We start from the raw sequence: 18,168 nt of genomic DNA on the forward strand, positions 1-18,168 counted from the left end.
TTTACATATAAAAAAAGGTGGACTATATGTCGTCCACCTTTTCAATACTTAATTATTCAGCTTCTTGCTCATCAGCTAGAGTGTTGAACATTTCTTGTACCATTTCCCACTCTTCTTCAGATTCGATTGGAAGTAAACTTCCGCCCTCTTCTTCATTTTGCTCATAAGCCATTGCATCATAAATTGGGTCTCCATCTTCGTCTACTTCACCGATTGGAGAAAAGACTACGTATGATTTTTTACCGAATTTTTCAGCATCAAAAGTGAAAATAATTTCACATAAATGTTCGTTACCTTTTTCGTCTACAATTGTAATTTGATTTTCTTCCATTTTGGTCACCTCTTATTTACTATCTAAAAATCCTTGTAAGATTACGACTGCAGCCATCTTATCGATTACTTGCTTTCGCTTCTTACGACTTACATCAGCTGAAATGAGCAGACGTTCCGCTGCCATCGTTGACAAACGCTCGTCCCACATTACAACGTCTAATTGTAACAGCTCTCGTAGGTTTTCTGCAAATTGCTGGCACGCTTCACCACGTGGGCCAATTGTACCATTCATATTTTTAGGTAAACCTACTACTATTTTGTCCACATTGTACTGCTTTACTAACTCAGAAATACGGTCAAAACCAAAATTACCTCTTTCTTCGTTAATTTTAATTGTTTCTAACCCTTGTGCTGTCCAGCCCATTTCGTCGCTAATTGCAACTCCGACTGTTTTTGTACCTACATCTAAACCTAATATCCGCATAAACTACTCCTCACGATGATGTTTCAAGTAAGACTTCACAAGCTCTTCAATTAATTCATCACGTTCAAGCTTGCGAATGATGCTTCGTGCATCTTTATGGCGAGGTATGTATGCTGGGTCTCCACTTAATAAATAACCGACGATTTGGTTAATCGGATTATAGCCTTTTTCTTGAAGTGCATCATACACAGTTAAAAGTACATCATTTACATGGACACTCTGTTTTTCATCTTGAATGCTAAACTTCATTGTTTTATCAAAACCGTCCATTTCAAGCACCTCACTTATATAGTAAGTATAGGGAGAAGAACTTCTCCTCTCCCTACCATTGTACACTACTATCTCTTTATTTTGAAACAGATTTAACGTACTCTTGTACAAATGCTAAAGCTTCCTCAACTTGCGCTGGGTTTTTACCGCCCGCTTGTGCCATATCAGGACGGCCACCACCGCCACCGCCACAACGAGAAGCTACTTCTTTCACAAGTTTACCAGCATGGTATCCTTGGCTAATTAAATCTTTCGTTACGCCAGCTAAGATGTTTACTTTATCATCATTTACAGACGCTAATACGACAACTGCTGATTCTAATTTATTTTTCAGGTCATCCATCATCGTACGTAAGTTGTTCATATCTGCAACATTTACTTTTGCCGCTAATACGTTCACGCCATCAACTGTCATTACTGAATCAGTTAAGTTTCCAGCTTCGATATTGCTTAATTTCGCTGCAAGAGATTCGTTTTCTTTTTGAAGTTGTTTTACTTCAGCAAATAAACCATCTACTCTTGTTAAAATATCTTTCGGATTTGTTTTCATTTTTCCAGCTGCTTCTTTTAATAAACCTACTTGATCGTTCATTAATTCATAAGCAGACTTACCAGTTACCGCCTCAATACGACGAGTTCCTGCACCGATACCAGACTCAGCAACAATTTTGAAAATACCGATAGAAGCTGTGTTATCAACGTGACAACCACCGCAAAGCTCTAAGCTATAATCGCCAACTTGTACAACGCGTACAACATCACCGTATTTTTCACCGAATAATGCCATTGCGCCCATTTCTTTCGCTTCTTCGATTGCTTTTTGAGAAATCTCAACATCAATACTTTCCCAAATTTTCTCGTTTACAATACGCTCAATTTTTTCTAATTCGTCAGCTTGTACTTGACCGAAGTGAGAGAAGTCAAAGCGTAAACGTTCAGAAGTTACAAGAGAACCTGCTTGGTTAACATGCGTTCCAAGAACGTCTTTTAATGCTTGGTGTAGTAAGTGAGTTGCTGTATGGTTTTTCACAACGCTACTACGGTTTTTCGTATCGATAATAGCTTTCACAGCCGCATCTTTCGTTAACGTACCTTCTTCCACAACAACTTTGTGTAAGTTTTGACCATTTGGTGCTTTTTGTACGTCTTTTACAAGAACTTTCACGCCATCAGCAAGAAGGTAACCACGGTCTGCAATTTGTCCGCCGCTCTCAGCATAGAATGGTGTTACATCAAGCATCAATTGTCCTTCTTCGCCAGCTTGTAAGCTGTCTGTGTATTCGCCGTTTTTCACAAGTGCAACAACGTTACTTTCTGTTGCAACTGTACCGTAACCAACGAATTCGCTCGCTACTTTCACTTCTCCAAGGACACCGCCTTGAACTTGCATAGAATCAACGTCTTGACGAGCAGCACGTGCACGCTCACGTTGTTTTTCCATTTCATTTTCAAAGCCTTCTTGATCAACTGTCATACCAGCTTCTTCTGCATATTCTTCTGTTAATTCAATTGGGAAACCGTATGTGTCATATAGACGGAACGCATCTACTCCAGAAATAACAGTTGTTTTTTCTTCTTTTGCTTTTGCGATAACTTCAGCTAAAATTGCTTCACCATCATGAAGTGTTTCGTGGAAACGCTCTTCTTCATTTTTCACAACTTTTGCGATGAAATCTTTCTTCTCAAGTACTTCTGGATAGAAGTCTTTCATTACTTCTCCAACAACCGGTACTAATTCAAACATGAATGGACGGTTGATGTTTAATTTCTTAGAGTAACGAACAGCACGGCGTAATAAACGACGTAATACATAACCACGGCCTTCGTTAGATGGAAGAGCACCGTCACCAACAGCGAATGTGACTGTACGGATATGGTCAGCAATTACTTTAAACGCCATATCTTTTTCTAAGTCACCATTACGATACTTCTCACCAGAGATTGTTTCTGTTGCACCAATCATTGGCATGAACAAGTCTGTGTCAAAGTTTGTAGGCACATCTTGAACGATAGATGTCATACGCTCTAGACCCATCCCTGTATCGATGTTTTTCTTAGGAAGTGGTGTATATGAACCGTCTGGATTATGGTTAAATTGAGAGAATACAAGGTTCCATACTTCTAAGTAACGCTCGTTTTCTCCGCCCGGATATAATTCTGGGTCACTAAAGTCATTACCGTAAGCTTCTCCGCGGTCATAGAAAATCTCCGTATTCGGTCCACTTGGTCCTTCACCGATATCCCAGAAGTTTTCTTCTAAACGGATGATGCGCTCTTTTGGAACACCCATTTTCTCATTCCAAATTGTGAATGCTTCTTCATCTTCTGGATGGATTGTAACTGATAATAATTCTTTATCGAATCCGATCCATTTGTCACTCGTTAAGAATTCCCAAGCCCAAGTAATTGCTTCTTCTTTAAAGTAATCACCGATTGAGAAGTTCCCTAACATTTCAAAGAATGTATGGTGACGAGCTGTTTTCCCTACGTTTTCAATATCGTTTGTACGAATTGATTTTTGAGCATTTGTAATACGTGGATTTTGCGGGATTACGCGTCCATCAAAATATTTTTTTAATGTTGCTACACCACTGTTAATCCATAAAAGAGATGGATCCTCATGTGGAACTAGTGATGCACTAGGTTCTACTGCATGTCCTTTTTCTTGGAAAAAGTCTAAAAACATTTGACGAATTTGTGCGCCTGTTAGTTGTTTCATTGTATTTTCCTCCTTAAATATAAAAAACTCCCGCCCCTATAAAAGGGACGAGAGTTAACTCGCGATACCACCCTAATTATGAATTGATTGTTATAACAATCAATTCATCACCTCATGGTGCCGTAACGTGGCAAGACGGCAGTGATTAGCTGCTCTCAGGATTAGCTTTCTGTTACCCTTCATTTAAAGCTTCTTTCAGCCATGTGGAAGCTTCTCTCTATAAATGGACTGTAACGTACTTGTTCCGTCATTGATTTAATGTATTATATGACTAAATATAATAGAATTCTCTTAAGTTTGTCAATGTAGATAATCATTTATATTATATCAATTGTTTATTAATCATAGCTATTCTACTAGTCATTCTTAACAGCCTTTTCATATATTATGCATGTATTAATAAATTGTACTAATCCTATAAACTTTTCTGAACATTTTATTTTTGTTATAATCAAATTATCAATAATAAAGGAGCGATTATAATGACAACCTTATTGAATAAAGCTAAAAATATGTTAACGACTGATGAAACGATATTATTTTACGCAGCATGTTCATTAGATATATTTATATATCGTTCCGTCGCAAGACCAGGGCTGTTAATTTTAACGAACAAACGACTCTTCTTTTATGGACCAGATGTAAGTAAGAACCCATTATTTGAGGAGTACTCTTTCACAAAAATTTCTAATCTAAAAGAGAAAAAACATCTTTTCAGCAGTCAAATTGTATTTATGTATGATAATGAATGGAAAATAATAAAACATATTCAAACAAATGATGTCAGCTCTCTCGTTCAACAAATACACGAACAGCTCTCTAAATAATGAAAGCCCTCTACTTTTATAAATAGAGGGCTTTCTTATTACACATCTTCTCTTTTCCAAAGAGGTCTCACATGCACAATCACTGTACGAATAACAGCTAAAATCGGAACCGATATTAACAACCCCACAATCCCCGCAACCTCTCCTCCAACTAGTAAGGCAAGCATAATAATAACAGGATGCATGCGAAGCGACTTACCAACAATGTAAGGCGATAAAATGTTACTTTCCAAAAATTGTAAAATAGCAATCGTAATCCCTGCCTTAATGAGTAAACTCGTTGATACAGTTGCTGCAATCATTAATGTCGGGATTGCTCCTAAAATAGGACCAAAGTATGGTATTATATCCGTCACCCCAATAATAATGCCAAGTAATAATGGATATTTCATGCCGATAAACCAAAAAGAAAGAACGGACACTCCCCCTAATACTAAGCAAACAAATAACTGTCCTCGAATATAACTTCCGAGTGACTTATCAATTTCTTTTGCAAGCATTTGTCCCGTACTACGCCATTTACTCGGGACTAGTTTCCAAAAGATATGATAAAACTCACCATAATCTTTTAATATGTAAAATACAATGAACGGTATTAAAAAAATAATGAGCAATGAATCGAGTACACCGCGAGCTGTACTCATCACTTTATTTAAAAGTGCTTGTATTTTTGCTTCTACACCACCAAAAATTTGTTTCACCTTTTCATGAATAAATGATGGAAAATTCGCCGTTTGTTCCGTAACGCCATCCATCCAAGAATCATACATTTTTGTAAACTGCGGAAATTGTTCATTGATTTCTTGTAACTGCTTAATAACGACTGGTGTTCCTTTATAAATTCCATAACCAATTCCGCCAAAGAAAAGGATGTAAATAAGCAAAATAGCGAGTGTGCGCGGCATCCCTTCCTTATGAATTTTTTCAATTAAAGGATGCAATAAATACGCAATAAAACACGCAATAAGAAACGGTGTAATCGCCACTTTAAATACAAAAATAATCGGTGCCCATAGCGGCTTAATCTTTAAAAAGACGAGCAGACAAAGAAATACAAGTAACAATAATCCTAAACGATATATCCAAATGATTTTAAGATTCTTCACACGAAAAACCTCCTCCACCTTTATTTTGAAAATAAATAGGGTAGGTTATGTGCAAAACTTTTAAAATCTTTTCATACCGACCATACTGTTTTGTAAAGACGTACATATACATAACATAACAAGGACAACCACCCCTGAGAATGCAACATGAAACAATATAATCAGGAGGGCTCATAATGGTTTTATTTATGCTCATCTTATCTGCACTTTTTATGATTCTTGAATGGATTTGTATCGGGTTTGGTATTTGGAAAGGTTTCTTTATTCGTTCTTCACGAAAAGAAAGGGCGAAGCAATTATTTCATTACGGCATGCTTGGCGTTGGATGTTACGGCCTATCTTATCTCTTCTCTGAAATTGGACTTTTATATTTGCATACAAGCGCATAAAAAAACTCCCTTATCATGAAGGGAGTTTTTTACGCTTATAAATAAGATTTAATCATCTTACGTGCTTTTTTCATATTACGTTTTGAAAATACATCTTGTTTGCGAGCATATTGATATGCTGCCGCTCCAACACCTAATGCGATTAATGAATTGCGTAGATTCAAAGTAAATCCCCCTTTTCGTTATCCGATCGTTCTTTCGTTTTCATCAAATAAATCATCAAGAGAGCTTAATGAACCATCTTCCTCTACTTGATGCGTATGGATTTTCCCCTTTGAAACCGATAATTCGATATAACAATTCCAGCAATAAAATTGGTTGACACCTATTTTTCCAATGTCTTTCCCTTTGCAATTTGGACAAATAAACATATGGCTTTCATCTCCTTACAGTCTCCCAGATTCTATTCGCCATTATGTCCAAACCGCATTCATTTATACATTGCTGGAGCCTTTCAACGTTATACGTTTGAAAGTTTCACTATATAATCTCACCTTGTTACATGAAATCATACGGTGAAATGTTTTCCACGTCCATTTCTTCACCATTAACTGTTACTATCTGTACTTCTCCTTGTGATTCTTGCAAACGACTAGCTAAAGTCGTTTGACGCATTACATCATCAAGGCGATTTACACCAGACTGGAAAGCGGCTTCCTCCCCGCAAATAATAAGGAACTTCTTACTTCTTGTAATACCAGTATAAATTAAATTACGACGTAACATACGATTGTAACTTTTTACTATCGGCATAATCACAATCGGAAATTCACTACCTTGCGATTTATGAATCGAACAACAATATGCATGTGTAATTTGATTTAAATCCGGCTTTGTATATGTTACCTCAATTCCATCAAATGAAACGATAATCATATCTTGTTGCTCAACGTTCTCTTTCGCATAAAACACCGAAACAATTTCTCCGATATCACCATTAAACACTTGGCTCTCCGGCTGATTAACAAGCTGTAGTACTTTATCGCCTCTTCGATATACAACATCACCGTAAGCAATTTCTTTACTCTTTTCCCTTTTCGGATTAAACACTTCTTGCAACGCTTCGTTTAGTACATTAATACCAGCCGGTCCACGATACATCGGGGCCAACACTTGTACATCTCTTGCGCTAAACCCTTTTGTCTTAGCATTTTCACAAACCTTCTTAACAACCTCAACAATTTGTGCTCCTGTACAGCCAATAAACGAACGATCTTTTTGGTTTTGCGCTAAATCTGGCGGGAGCGTTCCATTTTTTATCGCATGGGCAAGTTGGATAACAGATGAACCTTCCGCTTGACGATAAATCTCAGTAAGCTTTACTGTTGGAACTGCACCTGCATTCAATAAATCTTTCAACACTTGTCCTGGTCCTACAGATGGCAACTGATCTTCATCACCTACAACGATAACTTGAATGTTTGTCGGCAGTGATTTAAACAGCTGATTCGCAAGCCAAATATCAACCATTGAAAATTCATCAATTATGAGCAATTTCCCTTGTACCGGGTCCGTTTCATTACGTTGGAAAGACCCTTCTGGTGTCCAGCCAAGTAAACGATGAATTGTACAAGCTGGAAGACCTGTTGATTCACTCATACGCTTCGCCGCTCTTCCCGTTGGAGCCGTTAATAATATTGGAAATGGATTATCATCACTATATTCATTCGGATTTAACGATAGCCCGTGAAGTGACGCATACATTTCAACAATTCCTTTAATAACTGTTGTTTTCCCTGTTCCTGGTCCACCTGTCAATAACATCATCGGTTTATGAAGTGCCGTTTGAATTGCTTCTTGCTGAAGCGGTGCATACTGAACAGTCAGCTGTTCTTCAATTTCACCTAACGTCTTTAACACTTCAGCTTCAGGAAATGAAGGTGTTTCTTCTTGATTCATAAGCCTCCGAATAGACTTTACAACACCTTTTTCAGAGTAGAATAACGATGCTAAATACACTCGTTCTTCTTCTATTATGACTTTCCCTTCACTTTGCATCATTTCAACGCAGCCTATAATGTCTTCCTCTGTCACTCTTCCTTCTTGGCTGTTTAAAAGTGACATCGTTTCTCTTACAAGTTGATCTTTTCCCATATAAACGTGACCGAGTTGCAGTGAAACATTCTCTAGCGTATAAAAACATCCTGCACGTACACGATCATCGTGATTACCCGATATCCCTAACGCACGTCCTATATCATCTGCTCGTCCAAAGCCAATGCCGTCCACTTCTTCAATAAGTTGATATGGATTATTACGAATCACTTCTAACGTCATCTCTTTATATTGTTGGTAAATCTTAATAGAAAGCTTCGTTCCAAAACCGTAACCATTTAAAAAGCTCATTACTTTCTCTAGCCCTTGATGCTCAACAATTGTCTCATATATTTCCTGCGCTTTTTGTTTGTTGACAACACCACTTAACGCCTCAGGATCATCCATAATTTTAGAAATGGCATGTTCCCCAAGATGGTCCACAATTTTTTCAGCTGTACGCTTTCCGATTCCTTTAAATAAATCACTCGCTAAATATTGCACCATACCTGCTTTTGTTTGCGGTAATTCTTTTTTAAATGTTTCAACTAAATATTGTTTCCCATACTTTGGATGATCCTTAAAATGACCTGTCAATGTAAACATTTCATCTTCATGCATACGGGGAAAATGACCATTTATCATCACTTTTTTTTCGTCGTACGTTTCATTTGTTTCAATGACTTTCATACTGACAACGGAATAGAGGTTTTCTTCGTTGTGGAAAATGGTATGAAGAACTTGCGCTTTTATAAACTTTTTCTCTTCCTCAAACAAATCCATTGCATGTTGATTTCCCATCTTTCCTCTCCTTTCCGATCTTTTCACTTTAATGAACAGTACATCCCCCACCTCTTTAGATGAGGGATAACTACTCATTAAACTATATGTTCATCTTATTCAGCTTCTTGCTCTAATAAACGAACACCATTACCAGCTAAGAAGTGATCTGGCTGAATTTCAGTTGCTTTCTTAAATAAAGCCAGAGCCTTCTCGTTATTTTCTTCAAATACGTACGCAACACCTAAATTATAATACGCATCCGCATGCTCTTCATCCATTTCTAATACCTTTTCAAAATAAGGTTTCGCCTCTTGAATATGTTCTAAACGCGCAAAGCAAAGTCCGCACTGAAACATAGCTTCTACATCGTTTTCATCTAATTCTGTTGCTCTTTGTAAAAATGGCAGTGCAAGACGATCGTTTCCAAGTTGCACATGTGTGATACCTAGCATAAATGTTACATCAGCTGATTGTAATCCAGATTGCATTGCTTGTTCAAATACAGCTTTTGCCTCTGCAAATTGCTCTTGGCCGTAATACACATTTCCTAATCCATAATAAGCAGCTGCAGATTTATCATCTAACTCTAATGCACGTTTATAAAATAAAATTGCTCTTTCACTATCACCTAGTACATCTAATAAGTTCGCAAAATTAATGTATCCAAGTGCATCTTTTGGATTTTCTTCAATTGCTTCTGTAAAATTTTTAGCAGCTTCTTCCCAGTTTCCTTCTTGCATATATTTAATACCTGTTTCAAGTTTGTTTGACATGTCCTTCACCTCTACAACAAATTATAACAAAGAATGTATTTTCCAAGCGAACGAAAATTCGCTTTATGTAAAAGAAACCTCTAACCGCGAATCGGCAGAGGCTTCTCGTTTTATCCTAAATAATCCAATTTCTTACCGCTACGGTATACTTCATCAATTGTAGCACCACCTAAGCACTCATCTCCATCATAGAAAACAACTGCTTGTCCTGGTGTAATTGCACGAATTGGCTCGTCACAAAGAATACGAACTGTATTTTCATCAACGATTTGAACCGTTACTTTATTGTCTTCTTGACGATAACGGAATTTCGCTGTGCACTTAAATTCTTTTTCTTTCGCTTCATTACTTACCCAGCCGATATTCGTAGCAATAACTTCATCACCATATAGAAGTTCGTTATGGAATCCCTGATCAACATATAGAATGTTTTCTTTCAAGTTCTTCCCAACAGCAAACCATGGATCACCGTTACCACCAATACCAAGGCCATGACGCTGTCCAATTGTATAATACATTAAACCGTCATGCTTTCCTTTCACTTCACCAGATAATGTTTGCATCACACCTGGTTGTGCTGGTAAATAGTTACTTAAGAAATCTTTAAAGTTACGCTCACCAATGAAGCAAATACCTGTACTATCTTTCTTCGCCGCTGTCGCTAAACCAGCTTCTTTCGCCATTTCACGAATTTGTGGTTTCTTCAGCTCACCCAGCGGGAACATTGTTTTTGATAATTGCTCTTGGCTTAATTGATTTAAGAAATACGTTTGATCTTTATTGTCATCAACGCCGCGAAGCATTTTATATTCGCCGTCCATATAAGCAACACGTGCATAATGACCTGTCGCTACATAATCAGCACCAAGCGCAATTGCATGCTCTAAAAATGCTTTAAATTTAATTTCTTTATTACACATTACATCTGGGTTTGGTGTACGACCAGCTCGGTATTCATCTAAGAAGTACGTAAATACTTTATCCCAGTATTGTTTTTCAAAGTTTACTGCATAATACGGAATACCAATTTGGTTACACACTTCAATTACATCATTGTAATCTTCGGTTGCTGTGCAGACACCATTCTCATCCGTATCATCCCAGTTTTTCATAAAAATTCCGATTACATCATAACCTTGCTCTTTTAATAAAAGAGCTGCTACAGATGAATCGACGCCACCGGACATCCCGATGACAACGCGTGTTTCGTGAGGTAGTTTGTTCATCATGTCACCTCCCATGCTAATTTTGTGTTAATCGCTTCACGATTTTCACTGTTTCGTACGCCGCTTTCTCAATTTGCTCTTTCGTATTTCCAAGTCCGAAACTAAAGCGTACGGATGAACGTATTTGATCGGAGTCTTTTCCGAACATCGCCACTAATACATGTGATGGATCAATTGAACCAGCTGTACAAGCCGAACCACTTGACACTGCAATGCCAGCTAAGTCTAAGTTCACAAGAAATGGTTCAATGTTCATTCCTGTAAAACTAATATTAAGCACATGTGGTAAGCGATATTCTAAGTTTCCGTTTACCTCGAAAGTAATGTCTTCATTTTTGAAGACAGATACCATTATATCTTTAAACTCTTCATATTGGGCATTTTTTTGCTCACGAGTTTTTTCAGCTAACAAAATTGCTTGCTGTAAACCAACAATACTCGGTACATTTTCAGTACCAGCACGGCGTTTTCTTTCCTGCTCCCCGCCTATTAATAACGGTTCAAATTTCACATTTGCACCAGCGTATAGGAACCCTACACCTTTTGGTCCGTTAATTTTATGAGCTGAAATTGATAATAGATCAATGCCAAACTCTTTCACATCAATTTCTACTAAGCCATAAGCTTGTACCGCATCTGTATGGAAATAAGCTTGATGCTCTTTTAGCAGCTTACCTATTTCCGCTATTGGTTGCATCGTCCCAACTTCATTATTCCCAAACATAACGGATACAAGGATTGTCTCTTCTGTTAATGCCTTTTGTATGTCAGAAACTTGAACGCGTCCTGTTTTATCAACAGGTAAATATGTCACTTCAAATCCTTCACGCTCTAACAATTCACACGTATGCAAAATTGCATGATGTTCAATTTGTGTCGTTATAATATGGTTACCTTTATGACGGTTCGCACGCGCTACACCGATAAGCGCTAAATTATCAGCTTCCGTACCACCGCTCGTAAATATAATTTCATTCGGATTCGCATGAATGCTACGTGCGCATGCGCGTCTCGCCTCATCTACTGCATGGCGCGTTTGACGTCCATAAAAGTGAATACTAGACGGGTTTCCGAATGTTTCTGTCATATATGGAATCATCTTTTCGACCACTTCTGGGTGAGTCGGAGATGTCGCAGCATGATCTAAGTAAATGCGTTCCATTAAATCTCCTTCTTTCCAAATCGTTTCACAAGGAATTAAATGTAAAACATATAGCCCCCGTGATTTTCTTCCTCATAACGTACTAAATCTTCTAACGTTGTACTATCTAACACTTCTTGCACCGCATCACGAACACGCATCCATAATTGGCGTTGTGCTGGCTCTTCTTCTTCTATCATTTCTACAACACTAATCGGACCCTCTAACACACGGATTACATCCCCAGCTGTAATGTTAGCCGGCTGATCTGATAATACATATCCACCATATGCACCACGCGTACTCTTTACAAGACGAGCGTTACGAAGTGGTGAAATTAATTGCTCTAAGTAATGTTCAGATAAATCATGTGCCTGCGCAATTGATTTTAATGAAATTGGACCTTCACCAAATTTTTTTGCAAGATCGATCATAATTGTTAAGCCGTAGCGGCCTTTTGTTGAAATCTTCATCTATTTTGCACCTCTTTTCAAATTTTCACTTCTATTGGTTATATCTTATTTATAAAAGAACACAATTTAAAATCCTATGAAATTATAGCATAATATAGTATTATAAGAAATTTCAACTTGTGTATCAAAATGATAACATAAAATCACATTGAAAAACTCGGAAATTATTACAATTGAAAGAAAAATGAAAATATTCATATTCATATTTCCCACAAAACAGCATCCTATTTCAAATTCCACTAAAAAAAATGATACGATAGAAAGAGATTATACATTAAGGGAGACGGTAAAAATGAAACAACCACTCGCACATCGAATGCGCCCTACAAATATTCAAGAAATTATCGGACAACAACATTTAGTTGGTGAAGGAAAGATTTTATGGCGAATGGTCCAAGCAAATCATTTTCAATCTATAATTTTATACGGCCCTCCAGGCACCGGAAAAACATCAATTGCTAGCGCAATCGCAGGAAGTACCGGTACTCCGTTTCGTCTATTAAACGCTGTTACCCATAATAAAAAAGATATGGAAGTTGTCGTACAAGAAGCGAAAATGCATCGACATCTTGTTTTAATTTTAGATGAAGTGCACCGTCTAGATAAAGCAAAGCAGGACTTTCTATTACCTCATTTAGAAAGTGGGCTTCTTACTTTAATTGGTGCAACGACAAGTAATCCATTTCATGCGATAAACTCTGCTATTCGGAGCAGGTGTCAAATTTTCGAGTTACACGCCCTGACAGAAGACGATCTTTTAATTGGCTTAAAACGAGCACTTGAAGATAAAGAAAAAGGTCTTGGGGAATATGATGTAACGGTTACACCTGAAGCATTACATCACTTTGCAAATGCATCAGGCGGAGATATGCGTTCCGCTTATAATGCACTTGAACTAGCTGTATTATCTAGCTTTACAACGGATGACAAAGCTGTGGAAATCACGCTAGAAATCGCAGAAGAATGCTTGCAAAAAAAGAGCTTCGTTCACGATAAAGGTGGAGATGCTCATTATGACGTATTATCGGCATTTCAAAAATCGGTGCGCGGAAGTGATGTAAATGCAGCACTTCATTATTTAGCACGCCTTATTGAAGCAGGTGATTTACAAAGTATTGGTAGACGTCTTCTTATTATGGCATATGAAGATATCGGACTTGCTAGCCCGCAAGCCGGACCACGTACACTAGCAGCTATAGAATCAGCTGAACGGGTTGGATTCCCAGAGGCACGCATACCACTTGCAAATGCCGTTATCGAGCTGTGCCTATCACCAAAATCAAACTCAGCTTATAAAGCACTTGATGCTGCATTACACGATTTACGTAACGGTCAAACAGGCGACATCCCAAGTCATTTAAAAGATAGTCATTACAAAGGCGCAGAATCACTTGGAAGAGGCATTGGATACTTATACCCACACGACCAACCAAATGGCTGGGTACAACAACAATACTTACCTGATAAAATAAAAAACAAACAATATTATAAACCGAAAACGACAGGAAAATTTGAGCAAGCACTTTCTACTGTATATGAAAGATTACAAAGTTCGAATAAAACGAAAAATAAAGGGTAACATAAGCGAAAACGTCACCATTATGGAGGCTTCGCTTATGAAAACACGTCAAGATGCATGGACAAAAGAAGACGATCTCCTTTTAGCCGAAACTGTTTTACGGCATATTCGCAGCGGCAGTACACAAATAAAAGCATTCGATGAAGTCGGCGATACATTGAACCGTACTTCAGCAGCTTGCGGATTTAGATGGAATGCTGAAGTAAGACCGAATTACGAAGATGCGGTGCAACTTGCAAAAAAACAACGTAAAGAATTAAAGCGCTCTGAAGCTAAAATAGAAAAAGAGCATTTCACGAAAACGAAACAACTCGTAATCGATGCCGAGTTTTCAGAAGATATTACGCCAAATAAACAAGAACTTACAATGCAAAATATCATCTCGTTTTTGCAAAATTTGGAGCATAACAACCCTTCACTCGCAAAATTACAAACTGAAAATGAAGTATTACAGACTCAGCTCACGTCCCTGAAAAAAATGAATCATGAACTTGAAGCAAAATTAGCGGTACTCTCAAAAAAACAACAAGCAATCGAAGAAGATTATGCGATGCTTGTTAGAATTATGGACCGTGCTCGAAAACTTGTTTCGGTTGAAGAACAAGAAGAACAGATCGCTCCCATTTTCAAGACAGATCAAAATGGAAATTTAGATATTATATATTCTGCAGAGAATTAAAAACAGGGATGTCACTCTTTTGATTAAGTGACATCCCTTTTTATTTTTTCTGTGAATGATATATTGGTAAATGAAATTATATTGACGATTTTTCAAATATATCTATCGTAACTTACAATATATCAACGATTTTTTTAATTATATCAACTATTCGACAAGAGATATCGATTTACCAACAAATATTGACAAAACAAGTCGATTTGTTACAAAAGGAAATTTACGGAGTGAATTGGATATGTTTAACTTAAATGTCACTATAAACATATACGATTGAAAGGAGCCGATTGCCATTTCATTAGTAGTCTTCAAAATAACACTCGGTATTCTCGTTCTAACTTTAGGCCTTTTTACAATTCATAGTTTAAAAAAGACCTCAGGTTATAAATCGGACAAATACGATTATTCTTTATTAGGATTACTTACACTTGAAGTATTAGTATTGCAAATATCAGCAGTTCTTTAAAATATAATAGAAAAAGCATATACCCTAGACGGATATATGCTTTCTTTTTATTCTTGTCCTACACGTTTCACTTCTACATTTTTAATGCGTTCACGTACAACGTGACTTGCCATAATTAAGCCTGCCACAGATGGTACGAAGGCATTTGATGAAGGCGGTAATTTCGCTTTACGAATTTTCGCATTTTCGTCTGGTACAATTTCTTTACGTACTTCTTCACGAATTACGATTGGGTTTTCATCAGAGAAGACAACTTTTACACCTTTTTTAATACCCTCTTTACGAAGCTTCGTACGAATTACTTTCGCAATTGGATCTGTATGTGTTTTAGAGATGTCCGCAATACGGAAACGAGTTGGGTCCATTTTATTTGCTGCACCCATACATGAGATAATTTTAATTTTACGACGTAAACATTGTTTAATTAAATGGATCTTGAACGTAATCGTATCCGATGCATCCACTACGAAGTCTAAACCGTGTTTAAAGAACTCTTCATATGTTTCATCTGTATAAAACATTTCTAGTCCAATTACTTCACACTCTGGGTTAATGTCTGCGATACGCTCTTTCATTAATTCTACTTTTGAACGTCCTACAGTAGATACTAAAGCGTGAATTTGACGGTTTACGTTTGTAATATCTACAACGTCTTTATCAACTAATACAAGACGCCCAACGCCAGAACGCGCTAACGCTTCAGCGGAAAAAGAACCTACGCCGCCAATTCCTAAAATACCGACTGTACTATTTTTTAATATTTCAAGTCCTTCTTTACCGAAGGCTAATTCATTACGTGAAAATTGATGTAACATTCAGCTCTACACTCCTATTACAAAAATGGTCTACCATGTATTCTAGCGTTTTTCCGACTATTTGTATAGAAAAAGTTATAGAATTCCTAAAAATACATATTTCGAGCATGAAAACATAGTGTAAACCAACTTTTATTTCTTCCTAAATACAGTTTTAAAAAGGAGGATTCAGAGAACCGAGCAGATCGAGGCGCGTATGCTAGGAGGAGCGCAGTGTAGGAGTACTACTCGAGCACCGGACTAGCATACGTAACGATGAGATGCGACAGTTATCTGAACCGGACTTTTTAAACTTCCTATCAAAAAAAGCCTAGATGGTATTAGTATAACCATCTAGACCCTATTTTTACTTCTCTTATTTCTCTTCTTTCAAGCTCAATTTCAAGTTCAACTCTTCAAGCTGTGCTTCTGCAACTGGGCTTGGAGCTTCTGTTAATAAGCAGCTTGCACTTGCTGTTTTCGGGAATGCAATCGTATCACGAAGGTTCGTACGACCTGCAAGTAACATAACAAGGCGGTCTAAACCTAATGCGATACCGCCATGTGGTGGCGTACCGTATTCGAATGCTTCTAATAAGAATCCGAATTGCTCTTGCGCTTCTTCTTGTGAGAATCCAAGTGCTTTGAACATTTTTTCTTGTACGTCACGCTCGTAAATACGAAGTGATCCACCACCAAGCTCATAACCATTTAATACAAGGTCGTATGCTTGTGCACGTGCTTTTTCTGGTGCTGTTTCTAATAACTCAACATCTTCACGGAATGGCATTGTGAATGGGTGGTGAGCTGCGAAGTAACGATCTGCATCTTCGTCGTACTCAAGAAGTGGCCAATCCGTTACCCATAGGAAGTTATATTTACTTTCGTCAATTAACTCAAGCTCTTTACCTAGACGTAAGCGAAGTGCGCCTAAGCTATCTGCAACAACACTCTTCTTATCTGCTACGAATAGTAATAAGTCGCCAGCAGTAGCTTCTAGCGTAGTCATTAACACGTTTGCATCCTCTTCACCGAAGAATTTCGCAATCGGTCCTTTTAAGCCGTCTTCTTCCACTTTAAGCCAAGCTAGACCTTTAGCACCGTATACTTTTACGAATTCAGTTAATGCATCGATATCTTTACGAGAGTATTTGCTCGCAGCACCTTTTGCATTAATTGCTTTTACTTGTCCGCCGCTTTCTACAGCACTTGTAAATACTTTAAACCCACAACCTGCTGCAAACTCAGATAAGTCTGTTAGTTCCATTTCAAAGCGTGTATCTGGCTTATCAGAACCGTAGCGAGCCATTGCATCAGCATATTTCATACGAGGGAATGGTGCGCTAACTTCTACACCTTTTGCATCCTTCATAACTTTCGTCATCATGCGCTCCATCATATCTAAAATTTCATCTTGTGTTAAGAATGAAGCCTCGATATCGATTTGCGTGAATTCTGGTTGACGGTCCGCACGTAAATCTTCGTCACGGAAACAACGTGCTACTTGATAGTAACGCTCAAATCCACCGACCATAAGAAGCTGTTTAAATAGCTGCGGAGACTGTGGTAATGCATAGAATTCGCCGTCATGTACACGACTTGGTACTAAATAGTCACGAGCTCCTTCTGGCGTGCTCTTCGTTAAAATTGGTGTTTCCACTTCTAAGAATTCTTCTGTATCTAAGAAGTTACGAATTGTTTTCGTTACGTCGTGACGCATTTTGAATGTGTTAAACATTACAGGACGACGTAAGTCTAAATAACGATATTTTAAACGCACATCTTCTGATGCATCTGTATCATCAGCAATAATGATTGGCGTTGTTTTCGCTGCATTTAATACGTTTACTTTCGTTGCTTGTACTTCAATACGACCAGTTACCATATTGTCATTAATTGCACCTTCACCACGCTCAACAACTGTACCTTCTACGTGTAATACGTATTCGCTACGAATTGTTTCTGCTACTTCTAGCGCTTCTTTTGATGTTTCTGGGTTAAATACAACTTGTACGATACCTGTACGGTCACGTAAGTCGATAAAGATTAATCCACCTAAATCACGGCGTTTTTGTACCCAACCTTTTAATTGAACTGTTTGTCCAACTGCTTCTACTGTTACTTTTCCACATGCATGTGTTCTTTCAGCCACTGT

Annotated in this window: 18 protein-coding genes and 1 other annotated feature; of the genes, 4 read left to right on the plus strand and 14 right to left on the minus strand. The window is 37.7% G+C overall.

The features are described from left to right. Positions 1-52 precede the first annotated feature (52 nt). The 4 genes from ACQVV1_RS26935 to alaS all read right to left on the minus strand — a co-directional run bounded on the left by ACQVV1_RS26935 (position 53) and on the right by alaS (position 3,746). The gene (locus tag ACQVV1_RS26935) at positions 53-331 is read right to left on the minus strand and encodes a DUF1292 domain-containing protein (protein WP_000392245.1); all 279 of its coding nucleotides are present in this window, start codon (positions 329-331) and stop codon (positions 53-55) included. Between the two features lie 12 nt (positions 332-343). Continuing rightward, a complete protein-coding gene (gene ruvX, locus ACQVV1_RS26940) occupies positions 344-757 on the minus strand; it encodes a Holliday junction resolvase RuvX (protein WP_063222868.1) in 414 nt (137 codons plus the stop codon). Between the two features lie 3 nt (positions 758-760). Beyond that, on the minus strand, positions 761-1,027 hold the full coding sequence (locus ACQVV1_RS26945; RefSeq protein ID WP_000348590.1) for an IreB family regulatory phosphoprotein: 267 nt from the start codon (positions 1,025-1,027) through the stop codon (positions 761-763). A gap of 76 nt (positions 1,028-1,103) precedes the next feature. Next, positions 1,104-3,746, minus strand: coding sequence for an alanine--tRNA ligase (gene alaS / locus ACQVV1_RS26950; RefSeq protein WP_060632359.1), 2,643 nt, complete (start codon positions 3,744-3,746; stop codon positions 1,104-1,106). Between the two features lie 40 nt (positions 3,747-3,786). After that, positions 3,787-4,006 (minus strand) — a binding site (T-box leader). 222 nt (positions 4,007-4,228) lie between these two features. Between alaS and ACQVV1_RS26955 the strand changes: the two genes are divergently transcribed. Beyond that, a complete protein-coding gene (locus tag ACQVV1_RS26955) occupies positions 4,229-4,573 on the plus strand; it encodes a PH domain-containing protein (protein ID WP_242256441.1) in 345 nt (114 codons plus the stop codon). Between the two features lie 38 nt (positions 4,574-4,611). Here the strand turns inward: ACQVV1_RS26955 and ACQVV1_RS26960 are convergent, their stop codons facing one another. Then, entirely contained in the window at positions 4,612-5,679 is a 1,068-nt protein-coding gene (locus ACQVV1_RS26960) for an AI-2E family transporter (RefSeq protein ID WP_063222865.1), read from the minus strand. A gap of 176 nt (positions 5,680-5,855) precedes the next feature. On the opposite strand from ACQVV1_RS26960, the gene ACQVV1_RS26965 reads away from it, so the two are divergent. Beyond that, positions 5,856-6,068, plus strand: a complete 213-nt coding sequence (locus ACQVV1_RS26965) for a hypothetical protein (RefSeq protein WP_060632362.1) — start codon at positions 5,856-5,858, stop codon at positions 6,066-6,068. A 35-nt stretch (positions 6,069-6,103) separates the two neighbouring features. Here ACQVV1_RS26965 and ACQVV1_RS26970 read toward each other — a convergent pair whose 3' ends face one another. The 7 genes from ACQVV1_RS26970 to cymR form a co-directional block, all read right to left on the minus strand. After that, entirely contained in the window at positions 6,104-6,232 is a 129-nt protein-coding gene (locus tag ACQVV1_RS26970; RefSeq protein WP_001053553.1) for a YrzQ family protein, read from the minus strand. A gap of 18 nt (positions 6,233-6,250) precedes the next feature. Then, positions 6,251-6,439, minus strand: coding sequence for a hypothetical protein (locus tag ACQVV1_RS26975; RefSeq protein ID WP_000469281.1), 189 nt, complete (start codon positions 6,437-6,439; stop codon positions 6,251-6,253). 127 nt (positions 6,440-6,566) lie between these two features. Further along, on the minus strand, positions 6,567-8,903 hold the full coding sequence (gene recD2, locus ACQVV1_RS26980; RefSeq protein ID WP_242256439.1) for an SF1B family DNA helicase RecD2: 2,337 nt from the start codon (positions 8,901-8,903) through the stop codon (positions 6,567-6,569). A gap of 95 nt (positions 8,904-8,998) precedes the next feature. Further along, a complete protein-coding gene (locus tag ACQVV1_RS26985; protein WP_242256438.1) occupies positions 8,999-9,658 on the minus strand; it encodes a tetratricopeptide repeat protein in 660 nt (219 codons plus the stop codon). Between the two features lie 110 nt (positions 9,659-9,768). Further along, positions 9,769-10,884, minus strand: coding sequence for a tRNA 2-thiouridine(34) synthase MnmA (gene mnmA / locus ACQVV1_RS26990; protein ID WP_016135363.1), 1,116 nt, complete (start codon positions 10,882-10,884; stop codon positions 9,769-9,771). Positions 10,885-10,900: 16 nt separating this feature from the next. Next, complete coding sequence (locus ACQVV1_RS26995; RefSeq protein WP_063222862.1) at positions 10,901-12,046, minus strand: cysteine desulfurase family protein; 1,146 nt, start codon at positions 12,044-12,046, stop codon at positions 10,901-10,903. 35 nt (positions 12,047-12,081) lie between these two features. Continuing rightward, positions 12,082-12,498: a cysteine metabolism transcriptional regulator CymR gene (cymR, locus tag ACQVV1_RS27000; RefSeq protein ID WP_000704116.1), complete on the minus strand. Its 417-nt coding sequence runs from the start codon at positions 12,496-12,498 to the stop codon at positions 12,082-12,084. Between the two features lie 292 nt (positions 12,499-12,790). On the opposite strand from cymR, the gene ACQVV1_RS27005 reads away from it, so the two are divergent. Further along, positions 12,791-14,077, plus strand: coding sequence for a replication-associated recombination protein A (locus tag ACQVV1_RS27005; protein ID WP_431169804.1), 1,287 nt, complete (start codon positions 12,791-12,793; stop codon positions 14,075-14,077). A gap of 37 nt (positions 14,078-14,114) precedes the next feature. Then, entirely contained in the window at positions 14,115-14,756 is a 642-nt protein-coding gene (locus ACQVV1_RS27010; protein ID WP_063222860.1) for an RsfA family transcriptional regulator, read from the plus strand. Between the two features lie 510 nt (positions 14,757-15,266). Here the strand turns inward: ACQVV1_RS27010 and ACQVV1_RS27015 are convergent. Further along, the gene (locus ACQVV1_RS27015; protein ID WP_000903182.1) at positions 15,267-16,034 is read right to left on the minus strand and encodes a tRNA threonylcarbamoyladenosine dehydratase; all 768 of its coding nucleotides are present in this window, start codon (positions 16,032-16,034) and stop codon (positions 15,267-15,269) included. Between the two features lie 355 nt (positions 16,035-16,389). Continuing rightward, entirely contained in the window at positions 16,390-18,165 is a 1,776-nt protein-coding gene (gene aspS, locus ACQVV1_RS27020) for an aspartate--tRNA ligase (protein ID WP_242256434.1), read from the minus strand. Positions 18,166-18,168 lie beyond the last annotated feature (3 nt).

Source organism: Bacillus basilensis (genome assembly GCF_050630465.1).
In the GTDB taxonomy this organism is placed as follows: domain Bacteria; phylum Bacillota; class Bacilli; order Bacillales; family Bacillaceae_G; genus Bacillus_A; species Bacillus_A basilensis.

What these genes read in the sequence shown, in the direction of transcription:
- ACQVV1_RS26935 (WP_000392245.1), bottom strand. Translation starts at nt 331, where the DNA reads ATGGAAGAAAATCAAATTACAATTGTAGACGAAAAAGGTAACGAACAT.
- ruvX (WP_063222868.1), bottom strand. Translation starts at nt 757, where the DNA reads ATGCGGATATTAGGTTTAGATGTAGGTACAAAAACAGTCGGAGTTGCA.
- ACQVV1_RS26945 (WP_000348590.1), bottom strand. Translation starts at nt 1,027, where the DNA reads ATGGACGGTTTTGATAAAACAATGAAGTTTAGCATTCAAGATGAAAAA.
- alaS (WP_060632359.1), bottom strand. Translation starts at nt 3,746, where the DNA reads ATGAAACAACTAACAGGCGCACAAATTCGTCAAATGTTTTTAGACTTT.
- ACQVV1_RS26955 (WP_242256441.1), top strand. Translation starts at nt 4,229, where the DNA reads ATGACAACCTTATTGAATAAAGCTAAAAATATGTTAACGACTGATGAA.
- ACQVV1_RS26965 (WP_060632362.1), top strand. Translation starts at nt 5,856, where the DNA reads ATGGTTTTATTTATGCTCATCTTATCTGCACTTTTTATGATTCTTGAA.
- ACQVV1_RS26975 (WP_000469281.1), bottom strand. Translation starts at nt 6,439, where the DNA reads ATGTTTATTTGTCCAAATTGCAAAGGGAAAGACATTGGAAAAATAGGT.
- recD2 (WP_242256439.1), bottom strand. Translation starts at nt 8,903, where the DNA reads ATGGGAAATCAACATGCAATGGATTTGTTTGAGGAAGAGAAAAAGTTT.
- ACQVV1_RS26985 (WP_242256438.1), bottom strand. Translation starts at nt 9,658, where the DNA reads ATGTCAAACAAACTTGAAACAGGTATTAAATATATGCAAGAAGGAAAC.
- mnmA (WP_016135363.1), bottom strand. Translation starts at nt 10,884, where the DNA reads ATGAACAAACTACCTCACGAAACACGCGTTGTCATCGGGATGTCCGGT.
- ACQVV1_RS26995 (WP_063222862.1), bottom strand. Translation starts at nt 12,046, where the DNA reads ATGGAACGCATTTACTTAGATCATGCTGCGACATCTCCGACTCACCCA.
- cymR (WP_000704116.1), bottom strand. Translation starts at nt 12,498, where the DNA reads ATGAAGATTTCAACAAAAGGCCGCTACGGCTTAACAATTATGATCGAT.
- ACQVV1_RS27005 (WP_431169804.1), top strand. Translation starts at nt 12,791, where the DNA reads ATGAAACAACCACTCGCACATCGAATGCGCCCTACAAATATTCAAGAA.
- ACQVV1_RS27010 (WP_063222860.1), top strand. Translation starts at nt 14,115, where the DNA reads ATGAAAACACGTCAAGATGCATGGACAAAAGAAGACGATCTCCTTTTA.
- ACQVV1_RS27015 (WP_000903182.1), bottom strand. Translation starts at nt 16,034, where the DNA reads ATGTTACATCAATTTTCACGTAATGAATTAGCCTTCGGTAAAGAAGGA.